General features: G+C 33.8%; 20 protein-coding genes. 10 read left to right on the top strand and 10 right to left on the bottom strand.

Annotated elements, in window-relative coordinates; genetic code table 11:
* Positions 1 to 249: 249 nt before the first annotated feature.
* The 5 genes from Q1B37_RS02695 to Q1B37_RS02715 all read left to right on the top strand — a co-directional run bounded on the left by Q1B37_RS02695 (position 250) and on the right by Q1B37_RS02715 (position 7,134).
* Positions 250 to 1,512 (top strand): carbohydrate binding domain-containing protein, encoded by a 1,263-nt coding sequence (locus Q1B37_RS02695; protein ID WP_299895118.1) that lies wholly within the window; start codon positions 250 to 252, stop codon positions 1,510 to 1,512.
* A 65-nt stretch (positions 1,513 to 1,577) separates the two neighbouring features.
* Complete coding sequence (locus Q1B37_RS02700) at positions 1,578 to 2,939, top strand: endo-1,4-beta-xylanase (RefSeq protein ID WP_299895121.1); 1,362 nt, start codon at positions 1,578 to 1,580, stop codon at positions 2,937 to 2,939.
* A 543-nt stretch (positions 2,940 to 3,482) separates the two neighbouring features.
* Positions 3,483 to 4,643, top strand: a complete 1,161-nt coding sequence (locus Q1B37_RS02705; protein ID WP_299895124.1) for an endo-1,4-beta-xylanase — start codon at positions 3,483 to 3,485, stop codon at positions 4,641 to 4,643.
* A 21-nt stretch (positions 4,644 to 4,664) separates the two neighbouring features.
* A complete protein-coding gene (locus Q1B37_RS02710; protein WP_299895127.1) occupies positions 4,665 to 6,086 on the top strand; it encodes an MFS transporter in 1,422 nt (473 codons plus the stop codon).
* A 10-nt stretch (positions 6,087 to 6,096) separates the two neighbouring features.
* Positions 6,097 to 7,134 (top strand): glycoside hydrolase family 43 protein, encoded by a 1,038-nt coding sequence (locus Q1B37_RS02715; protein ID WP_299895130.1) that lies wholly within the window; start codon positions 6,097 to 6,099, stop codon positions 7,132 to 7,134.
* Between the two features lie 187 nt (positions 7,135 to 7,321).
* On the opposite strand, the gene Q1B37_RS02720 is transcribed toward Q1B37_RS02715, so the two are convergent.
* The 3 genes from Q1B37_RS02720 to Q1B37_RS02730 are packed head-to-tail and all read right to left on the bottom strand — an operon-like array spanning position 7,322 to position 10,614.
* Entirely contained in the window at positions 7,322 to 9,490 is a 2,169-nt protein-coding gene (locus tag Q1B37_RS02720) for a molybdopterin cofactor-binding domain-containing protein (RefSeq protein ID WP_299895132.1), read from the bottom strand.
* A gap of 10 nt (positions 9,491 to 9,500) precedes the next feature.
* Complete coding sequence (locus tag Q1B37_RS02725) at positions 9,501 to 9,974, bottom strand: (2Fe-2S)-binding protein (RefSeq protein ID WP_299603350.1); 474 nt, start codon at positions 9,972 to 9,974, stop codon at positions 9,501 to 9,503.
* Between the two features lie 25 nt (positions 9,975 to 9,999).
* Positions 10,000 to 10,614 carry a hypothetical protein gene (locus Q1B37_RS02730; protein WP_299895136.1) on the bottom strand — a complete coding sequence of 205 codons (615 nt, stop codon included), beginning with the start codon at positions 10,612 to 10,614 and terminating at the stop codon, positions 10,000 to 10,002.
* Positions 10,615 to 10,893: 279 nt separating this feature from the next.
* Here Q1B37_RS02730 and Q1B37_RS02735 point away from each other — a divergent pair, with 279 nt between their 5' ends.
* The 3 genes from Q1B37_RS02735 to Q1B37_RS02745 all read left to right on the top strand — a co-directional run bounded on the left by Q1B37_RS02735 (position 10,894) and on the right by Q1B37_RS02745 (position 14,360).
* A complete protein-coding gene (locus tag Q1B37_RS02735; RefSeq protein ID WP_299895139.1) occupies positions 10,894 to 12,384 on the top strand; it encodes an FGGY family carbohydrate kinase in 1,491 nt (496 codons plus the stop codon).
* Positions 12,385 to 12,858: 474 nt separating this feature from the next.
* Positions 12,859 to 13,101, top strand: a complete 243-nt coding sequence (locus tag Q1B37_RS02740; RefSeq protein WP_299603342.1) for a hypothetical protein — start codon at positions 12,859 to 12,861, stop codon at positions 13,099 to 13,101.
* 137 nt (positions 13,102 to 13,238) lie between these two features.
* Positions 13,239 to 14,360 (top strand): pentapeptide repeat-containing protein, encoded by a 1,122-nt coding sequence (locus Q1B37_RS02745; RefSeq protein ID WP_299895142.1) that lies wholly within the window; start codon positions 13,239 to 13,241, stop codon positions 14,358 to 14,360.
* Between the two features lie 8 nt (positions 14,361 to 14,368).
* On the opposite strand, the gene Q1B37_RS02750 is transcribed toward Q1B37_RS02745, so the two are convergent.
* On the bottom strand, positions 14,369 to 14,797 hold the full coding sequence (locus Q1B37_RS02750) for a hypothetical protein (protein WP_299895145.1): 429 nt from the start codon (positions 14,795 to 14,797) through the stop codon (positions 14,369 to 14,371).
* A complete protein-coding gene (locus Q1B37_RS02755; RefSeq protein WP_299895147.1) occupies positions 14,794 to 15,504 on the bottom strand; it encodes a methyltransferase domain-containing protein in 711 nt (236 codons plus the stop codon). Before Q1B37_RS02755 ends, Q1B37_RS02750 begins: the two co-directional genes overlap by 4 nt.
* A gap of 54 nt (positions 15,505 to 15,558) precedes the next feature.
* Here Q1B37_RS02755 and Q1B37_RS02760 point away from each other — a divergent pair, with 54 nt between their 5' ends.
* Entirely contained in the window at positions 15,559 to 16,155 is a 597-nt protein-coding gene (locus Q1B37_RS02760) for a nitroreductase (RefSeq protein ID WP_299895149.1), read from the top strand.
* A 126-nt stretch (positions 16,156 to 16,281) separates the two neighbouring features.
* On the opposite strand, the gene Q1B37_RS02765 is transcribed toward Q1B37_RS02760, so the two are convergent.
* The 4 genes from Q1B37_RS02765 to Q1B37_RS02780 are packed head-to-tail and all read right to left on the bottom strand — an operon-like array spanning position 16,282 to position 19,113.
* Complete coding sequence (locus tag Q1B37_RS02765) at positions 16,282 to 16,647, bottom strand: hypothetical protein (protein ID WP_299603331.1); 366 nt, start codon at positions 16,645 to 16,647, stop codon at positions 16,282 to 16,284.
* 53 nt (positions 16,648 to 16,700) lie between these two features.
* On the bottom strand, positions 16,701 to 17,474 hold the full coding sequence (locus tag Q1B37_RS02770; protein ID WP_299603329.1) for a TIGR03915 family putative DNA repair protein: 774 nt from the start codon (positions 17,472 to 17,474) through the stop codon (positions 16,701 to 16,703).
* A gap of 6 nt (positions 17,475 to 17,480) precedes the next feature.
* Entirely contained in the window at positions 17,481 to 18,743 is a 1,263-nt protein-coding gene (locus Q1B37_RS02775; RefSeq protein WP_299895151.1) for a putative DNA modification/repair radical SAM protein, read from the bottom strand.
* The gene (locus Q1B37_RS02780) at positions 18,733 to 19,113 is read right to left on the bottom strand and encodes a DUF559 domain-containing protein (protein WP_299895154.1); all 381 of its coding nucleotides are present in this window, start codon (positions 19,111 to 19,113) and stop codon (positions 18,733 to 18,735) included. Before Q1B37_RS02780 ends, Q1B37_RS02775 begins: the two co-directional genes overlap by 11 nt.
* Before the next feature lie 165 nt (positions 19,114 to 19,278).
* Here Q1B37_RS02780 and Q1B37_RS02785 point away from each other — a divergent pair, with 165 nt between their 5' ends.
* Positions 19,279 to 20,046, top strand: coding sequence for an XRE family transcriptional regulator (locus tag Q1B37_RS02785; RefSeq protein ID WP_299895156.1), 768 nt, complete (start codon positions 19,279 to 19,281; stop codon positions 20,044 to 20,046).
* Here the strand turns inward: Q1B37_RS02785 and Q1B37_RS02790 are convergent.
* Positions 20,043 to 21,038: an App1 family protein gene (locus Q1B37_RS02790; protein WP_299895158.1), complete on the bottom strand. Its 996-nt coding sequence runs from the start codon at positions 21,036 to 21,038 to the stop codon at positions 20,043 to 20,045. The two genes, Q1B37_RS02785 and Q1B37_RS02790, sit on opposite strands and share 4 nt — an antisense overlap.
* Between the last annotated feature and the right edge of the window lie 25 nt (positions 21,039 to 21,063).

Below are 21,063 nucleotides of genomic sequence, written 5' to 3' on the forward strand. Positions count from 1 at the left end.
AATAAGATCTACAACTTTCACTAATGGTCAAGCCGTAAAAAAACAGTAAAAAAGCTTCATTTGTACTAAAAATAATCACATATCTTATAGTATTGATAATTGCAAGAGATTAGTTTTGAGATAAATATAAGTAAAGTGTTAAGTTTTAGATGTTTTCTTATTTGTGGAGTAATTGGTTTGTATGAACCCTGAAAACGACACTAAACTGAAGTCTAAGATTTAATAAGTAACGATTTTAATATTATTATGATGAAAAAACTTACAATCTTATTTGCATCCATCTTTTGTATTTTCATATGGTCGTGTAGTGATGATGATACTATCGTGCAGCAAATAGAACCATCTTTTACAGTGCAACAATCAACCGATGATAGTAGTATCTATTTTTTCGAAAATACAACCCCAGGAAAAGAGAATTTCTATAATTATTGGCAATTTACTTTAGACGGTCCAAAGTTTGCCGATGCAGTTGGTCCAGTAGAACATAAGTTTTCCGAAGATGGTTTTAAAAGAGTAGTACTTACTGTTGTAAGTAGAAATGGTTCAGCTTTTACATCTCAGGATTTAACAGTTACATTACCATTGCCCGATGATACAAGGTTCTTATTTAATCCTGAAAATTTATTGGCAAACGGATATTTGGCCGAAGGAGCCGATGATGATTTTACAAATTGGGGTAAGTTTAATGGTGAAGATAGAATTTCACAAGAATCTTCAGAAGTATTGGTAGGATTTAGATCTGCTAAAGTTGCAAATCCAGTAGATGGAAATCCATGGGAAACGCAGTTCGTTTCCGATGCTGCTCCAACAGTTAATGGAGAAGAATATACGGTTTCAGTTTGGGTAAAAGGAGATCCAGGAGTGATCAGATTTTCTACGAATCCTGGAGTAGGAGGAGATCAATATGGACCAGATTATACTGTAACGACAGACTGGGCACAATATTCATGGACCTTTACTGCTAATTCCGATACCACCTTGATTGCGCTGGATATGGGAACCACCGAAGCAGAGTTCTTTATTGATGCAATAGAATTAGTATCTGGGAGCGAACCATTGCCGTTACCATCAAACGATAGCGAATTATTAAATGGAGGTTTAGAAGAAGGAGCAGCTAATGACTTTACTAATTGGGGTAAATTTAATGGAGAAGATAGATTACTTGAAGAAACCATAGAAGTCTTAGGAGGATCAAGAGGGTTAAAGGTAGTAAACCCAGTAAATGGTAATCCATGGGAAACGCAGTTTGTAAGTGATGCTTTTGATACCGTAAATGGTGATAGTTATACCGTTTCGCTTTGGATTAAAGGAGCGAATGCTGCTGTTGTTAGATTTTCTACAAATCCTGGAGTAGGAGGAGATCAATATGGTCCAGATTATACAGCTACTCCAGAATGGACCAAATACTCTTGGACTTTTACAGCTAATTCCGACACCACATTAATTGCATTGGATATGGGTACCACAGAAGGGACATTCTATGTAGATGATATTAAAGTAGTAAAGGATTAGTTCTTTATTCAAAAAATGAATATTTGGCATTTAATACCCCAAACAATTAATTTAATTTTTAATAAATGAAAAATTTAAAAATAACGAAACTTCTAGCACTTTTTGTACTAATTGTTATTGCTTCTTGTAGTAGTGATGATGGAGAGGTAATATTTAATGGAGGATCACAAACCTTAGTTCAAGCAAGTTTTACCTATACTATTTCGGATACGAATCCGAATTTGATTTTACTTAATAATACAACTCAAGGGCAAGGTGAATTCACCAGTGAATGGGATTTTGGAAACGGAGAAGCTTATGTAATGGATGAACCAGGATTAGAAGAAGTTTCTTTTAGCCAACAAGGCCAATATGAGATAAGACTAATCGTTACGAATAGTGCTGGGTTCACGGTGGCTTCAGAAATTATACGAGTAGATGAAAATGGAGTATGTCCTAATAGTATTTGTGGATCTGTGGATCCTAGTAGTCTAAAAGGATCCGCTGTCGGTTTTTCAATTGGTACAGCGGTAAGAGATAGTAGGTTATCTGGGCAATATAATGAGGTGTTGCAAAGAGATTTTAATAATCTGACTTCAGAATTTCAAATGAAAATGGATGTGATGTATCCAGCTCAAGACAACTATAATTTTGGACCTGCAGATGCCATTGTAAATTATGGAGTAAATAACGGGATGGATATACATGGCCATGCATTAATATGGCATAATTCTACTCCCAACTGGGTTGAGAATTTTAACGGTAGTGATGCGGAGTTTGAAGCAATGATAGAAGATTATATTACTACAGTTTTGGAAAGATATAAAGGTAAAGTAAGATCCTGGGATGTTGTTAATGAAGCTATCGAAGATGGCAGTAATGAGCTTCGTAATAGTGTATTCAGGCAGAGAATGGGAGATGATTATATTCAAAAATGCTATCAATTTGCCAGAAATGCAGATCCAGACGTACTCTTATTTTATAATGATTACAACATGGCTTCTGATAGTGGTAAAAGAGCGGCAATGTTCGATATTGTAGATACTCTTAATGCATTAGATCTTATCGATGGGATAGGTGCGCAGTTGCATATTTCATATAATGGACCTTCGAGATCAGATATTCAGGCTGTTGTGAATGGTACAGTATCTAGAAATTTGTTGATGCATTTTGCAGAATTAGATATAAGAACAAACCCTGAAGGTGATAATAATGTCACTACACTTAGTTCTGAAAGAGCAATTGCTCAAAGTGATAAATATAAAGAGCTTGCAGAGATTTATAATGCTATTCCTTTGGCAAATAAATTTGCATTGACTGTTTGGGGATTAAAGGACAATGAATCCTGGTTGCTTGATTTTTGGGGAGTACCAGATTTTCCTTTACTCTATGATGCAAATTTTGATACTAAACCGGCTTATCAAGGGTTTTTAGAAGGTTTACAGTAAAAGAATGAATGATATACGCTAAAGAGTAAGTCAAAAACTAGGTATTCTAGATTTATGTAAAGGAGTACTTAGTTTTTGTTTAAATATTGGTTTAATGATCACTAAAATTGTTCTTTCTTAAAGCGTGGGTTTTAATTCTAATTTTACCCTGAAATTTTACAATTGAAGCTTTGGAAAGGAACAAAATCTGGTGTTTCCAAATACCATTTTTATAAGTGAAGATCAAACCAATTCTGAACTTTGTGAACAAGAGATTTATGGATATTCTAATACAAATGTCGCCCTATTTAATCTTCTCTTTTTATTGAATTTTTTAAAAGGTTTAAAAATCCATTAATCAAGCAATTTTACTTAGCAATTTGCAACATTTTTAGTATTAGAAGACCTATTTGTTTTAGTTGTAAAGGTATAATTACTTCTACTTTTATCACCTATTAGATATTGTTGTTTATGATCGTTCCGTATACATCACCTTAGAAACATGAAATAAAGGATTGACCTGAACCAATCTGAATAAAAGTTTATAATTAAACAACCGTAATTATGTTAAAAAAAATAAATGTATTCCTATTGTCAGCTACCATGGTTTGGTTTTGCTCATGCAATGAAAAGAGACAAACTGGAATAGCAAAATCAGAAACTATAAGTATAGAAAAAAAACAGGAAGTATCTCTAAAAGACACTTTCAAAGAAGACTTTTTGATAGGAGCTGCATTAAATACAAGTCAGATTAAAGAAATAAATACGAGAGCCTTAAAGGTAATACAAAGAGAGTTTAGTGCTATTACACCAGAAAACGATATGAAATGGGAGCAAATTCATCCAGAACCAGATGCTTATTTCTTTGATGTTGCCGATGCTTACGTAGATTTAGGTCAAAAAGCAGGTATGCATATTGTTGGTCATACTTTGGTTTGGCATAGTCAATTGGCTCCTTGGGTACAGGAAGTAAAAGATAGCACTGATATGGCAAATTATATAGAAAAACATATCAATACCATCGTAAGTAGATATAAAGGAAAGATTCATTCTTGGGATGTTGTAAATGAAGCCTTGAATGAAGATGGAACTCCCAGAGAATCTATTTTTTACAATGTGATGGGAGGTGAAAATTATATTGAGCTAGCATTTCGGCTAGCGGCCAAAGCAGATCCAGATGCTAAACTGATTTATAACGATTATAATTTATGGAAACCGAAAAAAAGAAAAGGTGTAATACGTATTGTCCAAAACTTACAAAAGAAAGGTGTAAAAATAGATGCTGTAGGTATGCAGGCTCATTGGAGTATGGAAGGTCCATCTATTAAGGATATAGAAGACAGTATTATTGCATATGCAGCACTGGGTGTTGAGGTTATGTTTACTGAATTGGATGTTACAGCACTACCAAATCCTTGGGAACTAAATGGAGCAGCTGTAGAACAAAGCTATGAACGTTATGAAGGAGACCCTAAGTTTAATCCCTATCCAAATGGATTAACATCAGGAGCCAAAGAAAAAATAAATAGCCGATATGAAGATATATTCAAACTCTTTCTAAAGCACAAAGAAAAAATAAGTCGAGTAACTTTTTGGGGAGTCAATGATGGACAATCTTGGCTTAACAACTGGCCTATCAAAGGACGTACCAATTACCCTTTATTGTTTGATCGCGAGTTTCAACCAAAATCTTCTTACGAACGCGTAATTGCATTAAAGCAATAATCTTTTAAAGATTAATATAACATGAATTTAAACACTCATAAACTATCTATCAAAGAAAAAATTGGCTATTCTCTTGGTGACTTGGCAGCTAATTTGGTATTCCAAACCCTGGTTACATACCTTGCGTATTTTTATACTGATATTTATGGATTAACACCTGAGGATACTGCAATTGTAACACTTGCTGTTGGGTTGATAGCAGCATTTGTTTTTAACCCTATCATCGGAGCTATTGCAGATAGAACGCAGAGTAAAATGGGGAAATTCAGACCATGGATTTTATTTACAGCGATCCCTTTAGGTGTTTCTGCACTTCTTGCATTTAGTACACCGGACTTTGAGTATAAAGGAAAAGTTATTTATGCCGTAATTACCTATAGTTTGTTGTTGTTGCTTTATGCCGCTAATAATTTACCATATGCAGCTTTGAGTGGCGTAATTACAGGAGATATGAAAGAACGAAATAGTATGTCTGCATATCGTTTCGTTGCTGTAATGGGAGCCCAGTTTTTTGTGCAAGTATTTATGTACGATCTAATTCTAAAAGCCGGTAATGGAAATAAAGCTGAAGGAATGGAAACCGTAATGACTTATTTGGCAATTATAGGAACCATTATGTTGCTTATTACTTTTTTTACTACCAAAGAGAGAATTGTTCCTACTCCAGAACAAAAATCAACATTAAAAGAAGATATATCTGACCTAGTAAAAAATCGTCCATGGATTATTATGCTTGCTCTTACAGTTTTGGTTTTTATAACTTTAGCTATGAAAGGAGGATCCTATGTGTATTATTTTGAAAATTATGTAAATGCAGAAAAACTAGATGCCTTTTTAACACCTTTCAAAAGTTTTTTACCAACCTTTGAGAATGAAACTTCTTTTGGACTCGGAGTTTTTAATGGTGGAGGTATATTATTTGGTTTAATTGGTATTATGCTCTCTAAAAGACTTGCGGATAAATATGGTAAGCGTAATGTTTTTGGAATATCCTTATTTATATCAACACTTTTTATACTTGCATTTTACTTTTTTTCTCCGGAATCTGTTGGTTTAATCTTTGGGACTCAAATACTACATGGATTCTTTTATGGGATTAGTACTCCTATCTTATGGACCATGATTGCAGATGTAGCAGATTTTTCAGAATGGAAAACGAATAGACGGGCCACGGCTATCATTTTTTCTGCTATGATGGTTGGATTAAAAGGAGGGTTGAGCATAGGAAGTGCTTTAGTTGCATCAATTCTTGGTGCTTATGACTATAACCCTGAACTGATAACGCAAAGCCCAACAGCAATTCATGGGACTAAAATGCTAGTTAGTATTTATCCTGCGATTCCTTTTTTAATTGGTATTGGGTTATTATTTTTTTATGAAATCAGTAAAAAAATGGAACTCCAAATAGAATCAGAACTTAAACAACGTAGAAACAAATCCTAATTTTTTAATAATGCCAGAAGATAGCATAGACCATATAGATTTTAAGGATCTAAATAGAAAAGCAATTTCACAACCTCTAGTTTCGCATATGTATACTGCAGATCCCTCTGCACATGTGTTTAACAATAAAATTTATATTTACCCATCCCATGATATAGATGCTGGAGAAGCATTTGATGATCTAGGGAGTCATTTTGCAATGGAAGATTATCATGTGCTTTCAATGGATACGATAGATAGCAAAGCAAAGGATCATGGAGTGGCATTGCATGTAGATGATGTTCCTTGGGCAAAATGCCAAATGTGGGCTCCCGATGCTAATGAAAAAGATGGGACGTATTATTTATATTTTCCAGCTAAAGATTACGATGATATTTTTAGGATCGGAGTTGCTACAAGTAAATCTCCTGTAGGCCCATTTATTGCGCAGCCAAAACCAATTAAGGGAAGTTTTTCAATTGACCCCGCTGTTTTTAAAGATGATGATGGTAACTACTATATGTATTTTGGTGGAATTTGGGGAGGACAATTGCAACGTTGGCGTACTGGAAAGTTTAATCCAGATCAGCCTGAAAGTCCAACAGCATTTCTCCCAGAAGATAATGAACCAGCACTCTTACCATTTGTAGCAAAATTAACAGATGATTTATTAGAATTTTCTGAAAAACCAAAGCCAATTGAAATTCTAGATGAAAATGGAAATTTACTTTTGGCAGGAGATAATGATAGACGTTTTTTTGAAGCTGCTTGGTTACATAAATATAATGAAAAGTACTACTTTTCATATTCTACAGGAGATACGCACTTTATTTGTTATGCTGTTGGAGATAATCCTTATGGACCTTTTACGTATGGTGGACGTATTCTTAATCCAGTAGTTGGATGGACATCACATCATTCTATTTGCGAAGTTGAAGGTAAATGGTATTTGTTTTACCATGATTCGAGTTTATCAAACGGAGTAACACATCTACGTTCTGTGAAAGTTGCTGAAATAACTTATAGAGAAGATGGAAGTATCGAAACTTTAGATCCTTATCGATTATAAATTTTGTAAAGATATAAACACCACAGTCGTCATATAAAAATTCGATGTTTAACCAATTTTAAATGCTTAAGAAAACCTCTTGATTTTTTTCAAGAGGTTTCATTGTTTTTAGACTTTTTTTAAAAGGATTTAAGTTGTTGAAATGGTGTTGTCTAATAATGATTTACAAAAATAATGGAAGTTTTATCTAAGATAATTTTAGCGGTAAATCAGTTAATCGTTTTCCTGTTAATCTACGAACTGCATTGGATACTGCGGCGCCAATCGGTCCCATTGGAGGCTCACCTACGGGTAAAGGAATGTCAGCACCCTGAATAAAATGTATATCAATTTGCTTAGGAGCATGTTTCATTAGAGCCATATCATAAGGACCATAAATTGTAGGAGTCAGTTCTCCATCTTCTAAGGTCATTTTTTCAAACATAGCACCACTCATTCCCATAATGATAGAACCTTCGCACTGGGCTTTCACTTGATCTGGGTTTACAACTACGCCACAATCAAAAGCGCAAGTTACTTTATGAACTTTTATGCTGTTGTCTTCTATAGAGACTTCAACCACATGTGCGGCTGGTGAATTAGCATCAGTAGATGCAGCAAAGCCCATGGCCCGACCATTAACGGGTTTGTCATTATACTTACCTTTTTCTGCTGCTAATTTTATAACATCGTATAATCGTTTCTTGTTACCTTCATTGGAGATACTTGCTAAGCGGAAATCAACTGGGTTTTTCTCTGCACGAATAGCCATTTCATCTACAAAACTTTCAATCGCAAAAGTATTTGCTAATAGACCTAAACTTCTCCACCAACTAGTAGCGAAAGGCAAGGTGGTATGCCATTGTACTGCTCGATGATTTGGTACTTTATCATACATAATTTGTCCTCCTCTCATAGCTCCTAAATCAGTACCAAGAACAGATGTTAGAATTCGGGGCATGATTAAGGCATTGACCGCTACATCACCACTTGCATAGTGATGTTCTAAAGCTTCTAAATAACCATCGTTATTTAGTTTTCCCTTCATTATATGATGTGTAGGTGGGCGAAATAGATCATGTTGAAACTCTTCTTTTCGTGTAAAAATATATTTTACTGGTTTCCCAACTTCCTTAGATAACTGAACAGCTTGTACTGCATGATTGGTGTTTAATCTTCTACCAAATCCTCCACCTAAGTAGGTAGGAATAATATTTACTTTTTCGGTATCCACATCAAAAGCTTCGGCGACCACTTTTTGAGTAGCACCAGGCACTTGTGTAGAAAGTATAATTGTAATATCTCCATTATTATAATCTGCAACTGCTCCATTGGGTTCTATTTGAGCATGAGCACCGATAGGACTGGTGAATTCCATAGAGATAACATCGTTGTCGTTTGAATTTAGTGCTGTTCCAGCTTTTTGGGTAATGCTTTGATTTCCTTTACCTACTTGTAGCATGTTACGCAAATCTTCTTCTGTATAGCGTTTTTCTATCGTCCAATCTACGTTGATTTTGTATTTAGCAGCTAATGCTTGGGCATAAGATTTTGCAATAACTCCTACCCAATCATCCATGAGAACAACCTTGACAACACCAGGCATTTTTTCGGCTTTGGTAGTATCAGCACTTTTAAATTTTGCCCCTACAACACTAGGTCTAATAATAGCTGCAAGGAGCATGTCTGGCATTTCAGCATCCAAACCAAAAATAGGATCACCAAAAACTTTCGCATTTAAATCAATACGCTTTACCGGTTTTCCAATGAATTTATAATCTTTCATTGGTTTTAATTCTGGTGTGTCAGGAATATCCCATTCAGTAATATCGTTAGCAACTTCTGCATAGGTCATTGTTTTTCCGCCTCCAGAAATAATACCTTCTTTAGTAGACAAAGAGGAAACGTCTATACCTAATTTCTTGGCAGCTTCTATTTTTAGCATTTCTCTCATAGTAGCGGATAACTCACGGAGAGGTTGCCATAATCCACCAACAGATAAGCTACCTCCAGTACTCATGGCGTCTACAACACCTGTTTTTGTAGCAGCACCAATAACCGTGATCTGGTCAATATTTAGATCCATTTCATCGGCTATCATTTGAGCAAAACTGGTAAAAGAACCTTGCCCCATTTCGACTTTGGGAGAATGAAAAATGACTTTGTTTTCTTTAGTTAGTTCAAACCAAAGATTGGGTTCTGTTCCACTTCCCATATAAGTTGGAGCCATTGTTTCTGCCATTTCTAACATCGAACGACGTAATGGATTTCTAAATACATAGGTGCCAACGGCTAATACGCCAAGAGTTCCTAAACCTCCTCTGACTAAAAATTTTCGACGAGAGATTCCTTTCGATTTTTTTTCTTTGTTACTCATAATCGTAATTTTAGCTATTGGAATTGTTTTTTATTTCGGCAGCACGATGGATTGCTTTTCGCATTCTGTAATAAGTAGCACAACGACAAACATTTATAATATTTTGATCAATATCGTCATCCGTTGGATTTGGTACTTTTTCTAATAATGCTGCTGTAGCCATCATAAATCCTGGTTGGCAATAACCGCATTGTGGTACTACTTCTTCAATCCATGCTTGTTGAACAGGATGTGGATTTTCTGGTGTGCCCAGACCTTCTATAGTGGTGATTTTTTTTCCTTCTGCAAATTTAACAGCATACGAACACGAACGTACTTCTTCTCCTTCAACCATAATCGTACACGCTCCACAAGCTGCTTTACCACAACCAAATTTAGTACCTTTTAAATCTAGGATATCTCTTATTACCCATAATAAAGGAGTATTACCATCTTCTATGTCAACGGTTTGTGAACTACCGTTAATAGTAAATGCTATTTTCATAAGTATTAATTTTAGTTGTTAGTAATTATTCGGCAGGGATTACAGCACCATCCTCAAACCATTGTTTTACTGCAGAGATATATTCATCTAAAGGTACTGGAGGAAGCTTTCTTGGTGTGCCATCTGCTCTAACACCTGGTTCCCATGCCCAAAGTACGAGTTCATGTTCTGTTAAGTGATGCATTAATTCTTCGTGATTTCTGCCTCCATTACGTTCCGGATCAAGCATAGATTCTGCAATTTCTTTCCTACTTAAACCTTCCCACATCATACTAGCCGGTGCCAGACTCCATTCTGGTGCTCCAGGAACACCCGAATAATCATTGTTTTCTGATTGATGACAGGTAGTACATTTAGTAGCTTGATATCCTAGATTGTTTTCGCCTCTAGACATTCCAAAATAGTGCGGATGTCCATCGTCTCCTTGTTTTGGAATATTGTCGTTAGGATGGCAGTTGATACAACGTGGACTTACAAGAACGTCCATCATCTTGTTGTAATTTTCATCCGAAGCACCTTTTTTTACAGCTTCATTTGAAGAAACTGGAATGTATGCTGTAGGTGCTTTCAAATTAGAAGCTAATAGAATACCCGTTACCAAAAGTATAGGTATAACATAAACAATTGAAGCTTTCTTCATTGTATTATCTATTTAATGAGTTAAGAGTTTTAAAATGAATGGTGTGTTAATTTACTTCTTTTTTATGACTACTAAAAGAATAAAAGTTTACTGATAAAGCTTTTTTTTAAAAAGATAACTTAATTATTGCGGCGAGAAATGAAAATGTTGCTGGAGAACGGTAGACTTCGTATAGTAAAAATTACGAAAACTATTAAACCCAATTTTCGGTGATACTTTAGAAATAAGTTTTGTTTCGCCTAAAGAAATGAAACTTTTGTATCTGAAATAAAATAACACATGTATTATATAGGATTTGACATAGGAAGTTCATCAGTAAAGGCAGCGCTAGTTGATGCTGAAACAGGAAAGTCTGTAGCATCTCTAAGTGAACCCGAAGAAGAAATGAATATCATCACTATCGAGAAAGATTGGGCAGAACAAGATCCAGAATTATGGTGGCAATATGTATGTAAAGCCTCTAAGAGGTTATTAAAAGAAAATGCAATTACTCCTAATCGGATTAAGGGTATCGGAATTGCATATCAGATGCATGGATTAGTACTTGTAGACCATAATCATGATTTAATTCGAAATTCTATTATTTGGTGTGATAGCCGTTCGGTACATATTGGAGAAGATGCTTTTGAGAAATTAGGAGAAGATGTATGTCTAAATAATCTACTAAACTCACCAGCTAATTTTACGGCATCTAAATTAAAATGGGTACGAGATAATGAACCGGAGAATTACGCTAAAATTCATAAGTTTTTGTTACCAGGAGATTACGTTGCTTTTAAGTTTTCAGGGGTTTTAAATACTACCATTCCTGGTTTGTCAGAAGGGACATTATGGGATTTTAAAAAGAAAAAATCGGCAAATTGGTTATTAGAACATTTCGAAATAGATACTAACATTGTTCCTGATATTGTTCCTACGTTTTCGGAGCAAAGTGCACTTTCTGAAGATGGTGCCAAAGAAAGTGGTTTAGAAGCTGGAATACCTATTTTGTATAGAGCGGGAGACCAACCAAATAATGCTTTATCACTAAATGTTTTTAATCCAGGAGAAGTGGCTGCTACCGGCGGTACTTCTGGAGTTTTGTATGCTATTACTGATAATTTAGAGGTAAAGGAAGGAGTAAAAGTTAACAATTTTGCACATGTAAACCACACAGAAGAACATACTAGTATAGGTAAGTTGCTATGCATTAATGGAGCAGGGATTCAGTATCGTTGGTTGAAAAACAACCTGAATTTAGAAACCAACTCATACCAAACCATGAATTCTCATGCATCCAAGGTTTCGGTAGGTTCTAATGATTTACAGCTCATACCTTTCGGTAATGGAGCAGAAAGAATGTTTGATAATAAAACTTTAGGAACACATATTTGTAATTTAAATCTAAACAAACACACACGTTCACATATTTTTAGAGCAGCGCTAGAAGGCATTGCATTTTCATTTATTTATGGCTTAGAAATTCTTAAAAAAGACAATGCAGATATCAAAGTTATTCGCGCGGGAAATGATAATCTATTTCGATCAGAAATATTTTCCAATACCGTAGCAACGTTGATCAATCAAGAGATTGAGATTTATAATACTACAGGAGCGATTGGAGCTGCCAGAGCTGCTGGGCTAAGTGATGGAACTTTTGAAGATTTTGGTACTATGATTACCAAGAATGATCATGTGATCACTTATCATCCATTACAAAATAGAGACAATTATAAAGAAGCATATTCTCGTTGGAAAACAGAATTAAATAGAATTTTAATAAACATTTAATAAAAATGGCCTTATCAATAAATAAAGAATATTGTAAAGGAATTAGTTGTATTGATTATGAAGGCTTGGTGTTTTTTAATGTATTGATTTTATGGTTTTTATAATTGAACTAGGTGAGTTAATATTATTACCTATATGAACTTGGTTGATATTTTCTTATCAGAAGACAAAGGTTCTATTGGATGGACTCAGAACAATCAATGATTAGTATTGATGCTGATTTGGGGGACGAATGCCATGATTGAGAAACAATAGAATTTGGCATAAAATTTGGTTTATCGATAAAACGACAATAATTGTTTTATCTTCATTTAATCCCGTTATATTTTAAAATTTAATTTTGAATTTTAAAATATAAGGATACTACTGCCCAAATCGATGAAACGTGCTTTTTATCGGAAATCCTCATTTTTCTATACGTAGATATTCATTCTTGAAAGCTTAGAATACTAAATTTCATTTCAATTTTTGAAAATGGACCAGAATCATTTAAGTATTCAAGAAGAGCTTAGTATATCAGATTTAAGAAAGGTAATTCGTAATCTGATTACTTTCATTGTGGTTGATGGTAAAGAATATGTGAATGATTCTGATAAAATAGACTACGTAAAAAGTTATGTAATGCTTTTAGCAAAAATAATAAATCAAGTAGACCAAGAAGAACATACTTCTTTAATAGAAAATATTTCAGACGATATCGCTAACTATATAAAGTAAGGGTATGGTTTTTGGACTATATTTTATTATGTTAGATTTGGAAAGCCTTTTTTGATTGAAAGGCTTTCTTTTTTATTTGGAGTGAATCTATTAACTTTAATATATTGAAACCGTTATAATCTAAACCCCTCAATATAGTGTCCGAACAAGAACGAATACAACAGTTAGAAAAGGAAAATAAAATTCTTCAAAGTCAGCTAGATCAAATTAAGCAAAGAAGAGAGAAGAAAAAGAATGTTGGTTTTTGGTTGTTAAAAAAATCTAGTGTTCCATTACTGGGAATTCGTCTCAAAAAAAGCATTAATAATGCTATTAATGAGTATAAAGAAACAAATACTGTATCTGTGGATACCGTATCTGATGTTTCTTCTAATATTATTTGGAGAGTTACAAGAATTGGTTTGTTTGGTGTTTTAATTACATTGATCCCTTCTATTATTTTAATGTTTCAAACTTGGTTGGTAATTAATCAAAATGTTTTAGTAGGTAACCAAAATGCGTTAATAGAAGCGGAGAGAAGGTCTTCTCTAGTGTTTATAATGGATAATTTACTTTCTGATTTAAGCGAAGAATTAAAATATAAAGGATCGAGTGAGCGCAACATAAGTCCAGTGTTAGAAGCTAGAATTGCTAGTTTAACCAGGGCAATGAAACCCTATAAGTACGAAGAGGATGGCAAATTGATCGATGAGAAAATAAGCCCAGAGAAAGGACAATTGTTATTTAGTTTAATTCGAAGTAATCTTGCGGATCAGTCATATAGAGAGATTTTAGATGCTTCGGATTTTAGTTATACCTATTTTAAAGATATATTTTTAGGAAGAGGAGTGAACTTAAAATATATTAATCTTAATCATTCAAATTTGTCAGAAGTAAACCTTCCAGCGGCCAATTTAGAACGTGGGGAATTAGCAGAAGCAAATTTGGAACGAATTAATCTTTCAGATGCTATATTAAAAAGGACAAATTTTACAGAATCAAATTTAAAATATTCTGAATTACTAAGTGCCGATCTCACAAATGCTAAGCTGTATGGAGCTGATCTTACAGAAGCAGATTTAACCGAAGCCACCTTGTGGGGAACTAAATTGGAAGATGCAAATTTAACAGATGTGATATTGGATAATGTTATTGTGCACCGTCAGGACTGGATTACTTATGTAAAAGATTCTCTGGATCTAAAAGGAGCCGGTGATATTCAGGAAAAATACAGAGTAAAAAAACAAGGGAAACAGCAATTTATTCTTATTAAAAAGTAGAGAAGTACCTATTTTTTAAAAATGGCACCGTGTATTTTACTTACTAACCAGTTTCCAGCTGGAAAGTATAAGGCAAAAAATAGAGCCATTCCCAAACTAAAATTTTGAGGATTAAATAATTTATCCAAGATGTTATTAGGATAGGCATATGAAGTTTGCAGCCAATATCCTAAAAACTCCAGTATTCCCATGGCTACCAATCCATATGCATATTGATTAAAAAAACTATGTTCTTTTAGTAGAATAGAAATTGGAACCATATATAAAATATAACAGCTAATTACTTGCCACCAATAAGTAAATCTTGCGATTTCCATTTCCGCTCCGAACGCATTCATTCCAAGTCCCCAGGTAAAATAGACTAGAATGTAAGTTAATAGAAGGGTTTTTGGAGTATTCTTTATATTGTTGAAATGGTTTAATAAAATTTCTTTCATTGGTGAAGATCAATTTTTGTTAAGGTTCTAAACCAGAATTTTTTATCTACTTGATACTTTTTTACTTCTGATTTTTTTAAAATAGATTGTAATTCGGCAACAGTAAAAGCTCTTTTAATAGCTGTCAATCCATCAGATTTAGCCATCGATGATAGAGGTAATATAAAACTAGATAGTTTAAATAAGATGTAAGCAACTTTACTTCTTTTTAGTTCACTAAAGATAAGATGCTTAATCTCTTTTTGTTTTGTTTTCTTAATGAAGTCAACCAACTCCATATCTTGAAAATGATAAATAAAGTGACTGCTAATTACAATGTCACATTTGGGTATAGTAAACGAATCATCTAGTATGTTTGCTGTTTCATATGTGATTGCATCGTGATACGCATATTTGGAATTTGCATAAGCTATACTCTGAGGATTTCCATCAATTCCTAATACTGAAACTTTTATTCCTGCTTTACTTAGGCGATTATAAATTTTATAAGCAGTATCTCCACCACCACAACCTAGATCTACAATTTTTAAGATTTTCCCATCATATATTTTAGAACAATAATCGAGAGTCGTTTTGGACAATTGCCTATGATTGCCAAATAAACTATTTACCAATTGTAGACTGGATAAAGTATTGTGTAAAATAGTACCTGATAGCGATAGGTTGTCTAATTGTTCTGAGGTATGAAGACGAACTTGGAAATTCAAAATATATAACTTAGGATTTGTTGTTATTCGTCTCGATAATAATAATAACTTTACATGAAAAGTGTAAAATTAATGAATAAAGAGTATTTAAACCAGATAATAAGAGAACGAAGAGCTATTTTTCCAGCACAATATAATGATCAACCTGTTTCTGAGGAATTTATCAAAGTACTATTAGAAAATGCAAACTGGGCACCTACACATAGATTAACAGAACCGTGGCGTTTTAAAGTTGTTAGAGGAGCGGCAAAGGATCGTTTAGGAACCTTTTTATCGGATACCTACACCGATATTACACCAGAAGATAGTTTTTCTCCTTTTAAACATAAGAAGATTAAAAATAATTGTTCGTTAGCAAGTGCTATCATTGCGATATGTATGAAACGTGATGATAAAGAAAGGGTGCCAGAGTGGGAGGAAATCGCTGCCACGTCAATGGCGGTGCAGAATATGTGGTTAACCTGTGCAGCGCATCATGTAGGATGCTATTGGAGTAGTCCTGGGCTTATAACGTATATGGATGATTTTTTTGATTTTGAAGAAGGTGAAAAATGTTTAGGATTTTTGTATTTGGGTAATTATGAAGACGATGATTCTATTTCTTCAAAGAGAAGTCCAATGGAAGATAAAGTAATATGGTTAGATCAGTAACATCTTTCAAACTTAATTAAGGGAACAATACACCTTTCGGAAAGGGGTTAATTCTGAATAATAAAATCTTTTAAATAAAAAACCATCTGCCATAGGCAGATGGTTTTACATATATATTACTATATATTATTGCTTTTTCAAGGCGTCAGCAGCTTTATTAGCTCCGTCTTTCACTGCGTCTTTTGCAGCATCAACTGCATCACCAGCAGCTTCTTTTGCAGCGTCAACAGCACCGTCAACAGCTTCACCAGCTGCAGCTTTAACAGAATCTACTACTTCTCCAGCAGCTTCTTTAGCCTCTTCTACTGCTTCACTAGCAGCTTCTTTAGCTTCCTCTGCAGCATTTTTCACTTCTTCTTTAGCTTCCTCTGCAGCATTTTTTACTTCTTCTACAGCTTCTTCCGCAGCATCTTCAGCTTTTTTAGTGTCTTTACAAGACGTAACTGATACTGCAAACATTAGAGCGATTGCTCCTAAAAATAATCTTTTCATAATTGATAGATATAGTTAATTGGGTTATTCAACGTCAAATTTAACATTTTATTTTAATATTCGTTTTTTTCTATCAAGTATTTCCAGTACCGCTTTGGAAGATGTTGTATATGTAGTTTTGAATTCTTTCGGGATTTTATATTTACACTATCATAATAAGATTTCCATAGTTTTTGAAAATCCATTTCTTGTGCGGAGTATACATCTTTTTCAATCGTTGTTCGTAGTTTAGAAAAAAAGTCTACTGTAATGAATTCTATATTGATGAGATTGTAGCATATACCGTATCCTCTTTTAATGTCATATATAATCCATTTCTGATCTGCATATCTGTCTTTGAAATGGCGTATCAACAATGGTAAGACATTGAAATCTGGTTCTACTGTGGCAACATAGTAATCATCTTTTGTTTTTTTAAATCGTACAAAGGCTTCCATGCGGTGTTTTTCTCTTTGTACCATTTTGGCAACTTGGCTAATTTTTAAAATGTCTTTGTTACTATAATCTAAACCTATGTTTTGCGAAGTGTCAAAAATATTTTGAATATAAGATAAAAGGGTGTTTTCTACACCTTTGATCTCACTTAAAAAAGCCTTGAAAATTGCTCGTTTTTGTGGTTTCGGAACTTTTTTCCGTAGACCATCCCATACTCTTTTTGCCTTTGTTTTATCTGTATGTACAATTTCGGAAATTGTAAATAGTTGGTTGTTTTCTTCAGATTGCTTCTGTATTAGTGGTAGTTGTATTTTTTGTTCATATACCATAAATACGCACGACAGAAACCCATCAAAACTTCCATCGTATTGTAATATAGTATGAGGTGCCATGATTAATTATGAAAAGAGACTTAGTTGATTACTAAAGTGTTTTTGATGCTTACTATATGAATTACGGAGTATCACATTTTTAAGTCGAGTAGGAGAAATGTCCTTGTGGTAACTATCTTTAGAATCACAGGTGATAAAGTACTTTGCTCTATTTAGGGAAATGCCTATTGCTTTTAGATGACTCCAATTTAATTTTCTAAATTTTCTAGCTTGTATTATTTTATACACTGATTGCATTCCTATTCCAGGTACTCTAGCTAATAAATTTTTGTCTGCCTTATTGATGTCAACCGGAAAGGTTTCTGGACTTCTTAACGCCCAACTTAGTTTTGGATCTATGTCTAGGTCGAGATTTTTGTGATCGTCGTTTAATAACTCTTGAATGGAAAACCCATAAAATCGCAATAACCAGTCTGTTTGATAGAGTCGGTTTTCTCTCAGAATTGGAACTTCTGTATGTATTGACGGTAACCGATCATCTTTACTAATAGGAATGTATCCAGAATAATATACCCTACGCATATTGAATTTTTTGTAATAGTAGGTAGCTGAGTACATGATATCTCTATCACTTTCTCCAGTTGCTCCAATGATCATTTGTGTACTTTGTCCAGCAGGAGCATATTTGGGAGTATTTTTTAGTAGTTTTCGTTCGGCTTTATACTGTATAATCTCATTCTTCACCTTATTCATTGGTTTAATAAAGTCTTCATGCTTTTTATCTGGAGCGAGAAGTTTTAATCCTGATACAGTAGGTATTTCGATGTTTACGCTAAGACGATCGGCGTATAAACCAGCTTCTCTCATCAACTCATCACTAGTGCCCGGAATAGATTTTAAATGGATATAACCGTTAAAGTTTTCTTCTAATCGTAGTTTTTTGGCAACTGCTATTAACCGTTCCATGGTATAGTCAGAACTTTTAAAAATTCCTGAACTCAGAAATAATCCTTCTATATAGTTTCTTCTGTAAAAACTTACAGTTAAATCTACAACTTCCTGAATTTTAAAAGCAGCTCTTTTAATATCATTACTTTTTCTCGTTACACAGTAAGCACAATCAAAAATACAGTGATTGGTGAGTAAGATTTTTAATAAAGAAACACATCGTCCATCTTCTGTATAACTATGGCATATGCCCATTGCTGTAGTGTTACCAAGACTTTTTTCTTTGTTAGCTCTTTTAACTCCACTACTTGCGCAGGATACATCATATTTTGCAGCATCTGCAAGAATTGATAATTTCTCGCGAATTCTGTCAAACGACATAAGATGAGGTGTTTTGCTGATTTATGAGATGTTTTAATGCTCTAAAAACTTCTTCTATATCTACAAGAATTTGATGATCTGTAAAACGAAGTACCGTAATTCCCAAAGAATGAATATGTAATTTTTTTGGAGCATCTAAGTTGTACACGTCAGAAAACTCATGCGCGTACCCATCAATCTCTATTGCGATTTTAAAAGTAGGACAATAAAAATCAAAGGTGTAATTATTAATTCTATGATCCTGAAGAAAGTAATATCCCTTTTGTGTCAATCTTCTATGTAATTCTTCTTTTACAGGTATAGAATTGTTTAAAGAATATCGTATTGTTTTTTCAGATTCTGGTCGATGTAATAAGATTTGTGGTATCATAGATGATAGTTAACTAGTAATTTTTCCAAATTTATGGAATAATTCCAAAAAAATAAAAATGAAATTATGTTAAAATTGGAATTATTCCAAAAAATAGTATATTTGTTAAGAATTGCTCCAAAACCTAGTGACAGAAATGTATGCTAATAAATAAATCGAAGTTGTATGGATAATATAACCAACCAAACCATTCAACGCTTCAAATCTATTCGCGAGGAAAATCATTTTACACAATCTGATTTTGCCAGAGTTTTAGATATTAAAAATTCTACTGCGGATATAGAAAGAGGGAAAACCAAAATTTCGGGAAAAGTTGTTTCTAAACTACTTCAGGAGTTTGGAGTAAACCCTCTTTGGTTGTTTGGTGAAAGTGATCAAAAAAAAATTCAGTTACATAACGGTGATGTTTCACCAAAGATGGTAACCGTAGATTCAGAGAATAACGAAAACATTGTTCTTGTTAATGTAAAAGCCGCAGCTGGCTATCCTCATAATGTACAGGATGTGGATTGGTATCAGCAATTACCTGCTTTTGATATCCCCCTTCCGGAGTATAGAAATGCTACTTACAGAGGTTTTCAAGTAGAAGGTGATAGTATGCTACCGGTACTTGAGCCTAAAGAATGGGTGATAGGAAAAGCTGTAAATAATCTTTCTGAAATAAGAAGCAACGCATTGTATGTAGTAGTTTTACACGATAGTGTTGTGGTAAAAAAGGTTAGGAAAAATGATGATTCTTCTTCATTAACCTTAATTTCTTTAAATGCAGATTATCTTCCTTACTCTATAAAGGCACATCAAATAGTAGAATTATGGGAGGTGAATAGTAAACTAAGTTTTAATATCGATGCAAATTCGGATACGGCAAGTATAAAACAATTGCAAGATGCAATGTTGGCTCTTACATCGGAAGTACGAAGTTTAAAAAATTAGTCTATAAATCCTTGTTCTCTTGCATGTTCTTCTGCTTCTAATGAAGAGTGGGCAAGCAGTATAGGTACAATATCGAAAGAATCAATAATTTTTTTGATTCTTCTCTCTTTGCGCTTATGATTTACGCTTCTTAGATAAATTGCTAATATTCTATTAGGATATTTTTTTGCAATATTCGTATAAATCTCTGCATCTTTCTCTCCGCTATCTCCTATTAAAATAAATTTCATATCAGGATATAATTCCAATAGGTTGATTATTTCTGTGTACTTGTGAGGTGTTTTTAGTTTTGGAGTTTTATCCAAAAATGTTCTAAAATCCCTGAGTAAAATGGGACCTTTAGGAAAAGCGTGTATTTTTAAAAAAGCACTTAGATAGTCATATAAATTCCAGGGACTGTTGCTCACATAAAAAATAGGATTAGTCGTTTTTGAGTTTTTACCTTTTCTTAATTTTTGATAAAACTCAACTGTTCCTTCTAGAGGGAGGCGTCTATCAAAATTTTTGAAAAATGTATTAGCAATAACCCTCCATTTAAACAATGATGCTACACCTGTATGTAAAATCGTATCATCAATATCACTGATAACACCATAGGATGCGTTCGCTGAAGGTACTAACATGCTGCCTTCAAAAATATTTGATTGAATAATTTTTTTGTTCTGGATTTTATAAGAAACGGTATAAGGTATCCATCCTTCTTCATTAATTAGATTATCCGTGTTAATGGAATTTTCATCAAAATGATAATAACCTTCTAGATCTGTTATCGTTGTGAATGTTTGAGTTTCAGAAAGCTTCAATTCAATAGGGACCTTTTTAACCTCGTCACTTTCAAATTGCTTATAAATATTATAAAGAGTTCTAAATGTTTTCGTGTTCCCATCAAAACGAATGTTTTCATCTTCTAAAGCTCTCCCGGTAGCTCTAAGCCTAGAGTTAGTTCCATAGCCAAGATAGGTGTTGATTCGTAAGGGTTTTTTCTTAAACATTCATTCGGCGTTGATCCATAAAGAT

This window comes from uncultured Aquimarina sp., assembly GCF_947492965.1.
GTDB lineage: Bacteria > Bacteroidota > Bacteroidia > Flavobacteriales > Flavobacteriaceae > Aquimarina.

Excerpts from the sequence above, each read along its gene's own strand:
- Q1B37_RS02695 (WP_299895118.1), top strand. The coding sequence starts at position 250 with ATGAAAAAACTTACAATCTTATTTGCATCCATCTTTTGTATTTTCATA.
- Q1B37_RS02700 (WP_299895121.1), top strand. The coding sequence starts at position 1,578 with ATGAAAAATTTAAAAATAACGAAACTTCTAGCACTTTTTGTACTAATT.
- Q1B37_RS02705 (WP_299895124.1), top strand. The coding sequence starts at position 3,483 with ATGTTAAAAAAAATAAATGTATTCCTATTGTCAGCTACCATGGTTTGG.
- Q1B37_RS02710 (WP_299895127.1), top strand. The coding sequence starts at position 4,665 with ATGAATTTAAACACTCATAAACTATCTATCAAAGAAAAAATTGGCTAT.
- Q1B37_RS02715 (WP_299895130.1), top strand. The coding sequence starts at position 6,097 with ATGCCAGAAGATAGCATAGACCATATAGATTTTAAGGATCTAAATAGA.
- Q1B37_RS02720 (WP_299895132.1), bottom strand. The coding sequence starts at position 9,490 with ATGAGTAACAAAGAAAAAAAATCGAAAGGAATCTCTCGTCGAAAATTT.
- Q1B37_RS02725 (WP_299603350.1), bottom strand. The coding sequence starts at position 9,974 with ATGAAAATAGCATTTACTATTAACGGTAGTTCACAAACCGTTGACATA.
- Q1B37_RS02730 (WP_299895136.1), bottom strand. The coding sequence starts at position 10,614 with ATGAAGAAAGCTTCAATTGTTTATGTTATACCTATACTTTTGGTAACG.
- Q1B37_RS02735 (WP_299895139.1), top strand. The coding sequence starts at position 10,894 with ATGTATTATATAGGATTTGACATAGGAAGTTCATCAGTAAAGGCAGCG.
- Q1B37_RS02740 (WP_299603342.1), top strand. The coding sequence starts at position 12,859 with ATGGACCAGAATCATTTAAGTATTCAAGAAGAGCTTAGTATATCAGAT.
- Q1B37_RS02750 (WP_299895145.1), bottom strand. The coding sequence starts at position 14,797 with ATGAAAGAAATTTTATTAAACCATTTCAACAATATAAAGAATACTCCA.
- Q1B37_RS02760 (WP_299895149.1), top strand. The coding sequence starts at position 15,559 with ATGAAAAGTGTAAAATTAATGAATAAAGAGTATTTAAACCAGATAATA.
- Q1B37_RS02765 (WP_299603331.1), bottom strand. The coding sequence starts at position 16,647 with ATGAAAAGATTATTTTTAGGAGCAATCGCTCTAATGTTTGCAGTATCA.
- Q1B37_RS02770 (WP_299603329.1), bottom strand. The coding sequence starts at position 17,474 with ATGGCACCTCATACTATATTACAATACGATGGAAGTTTTGATGGGTTT.
- Q1B37_RS02775 (WP_299895151.1), bottom strand. The coding sequence starts at position 18,743 with ATGTCGTTTGACAGAATTCGCGAGAAATTATCAATTCTTGCAGATGCT.
- Q1B37_RS02780 (WP_299895154.1), bottom strand. The coding sequence starts at position 19,113 with ATGATACCACAAATCTTATTACATCGACCAGAATCTGAAAAAACAATA.
- Q1B37_RS02785 (WP_299895156.1), top strand. The coding sequence starts at position 19,279 with ATGGATAATATAACCAACCAAACCATTCAACGCTTCAAATCTATTCGC.
- Q1B37_RS02790 (WP_299895158.1), bottom strand. The coding sequence starts at position 21,038 with ATGTTTAAGAAAAAACCCTTACGAATCAACACCTATCTTGGCTATGGA.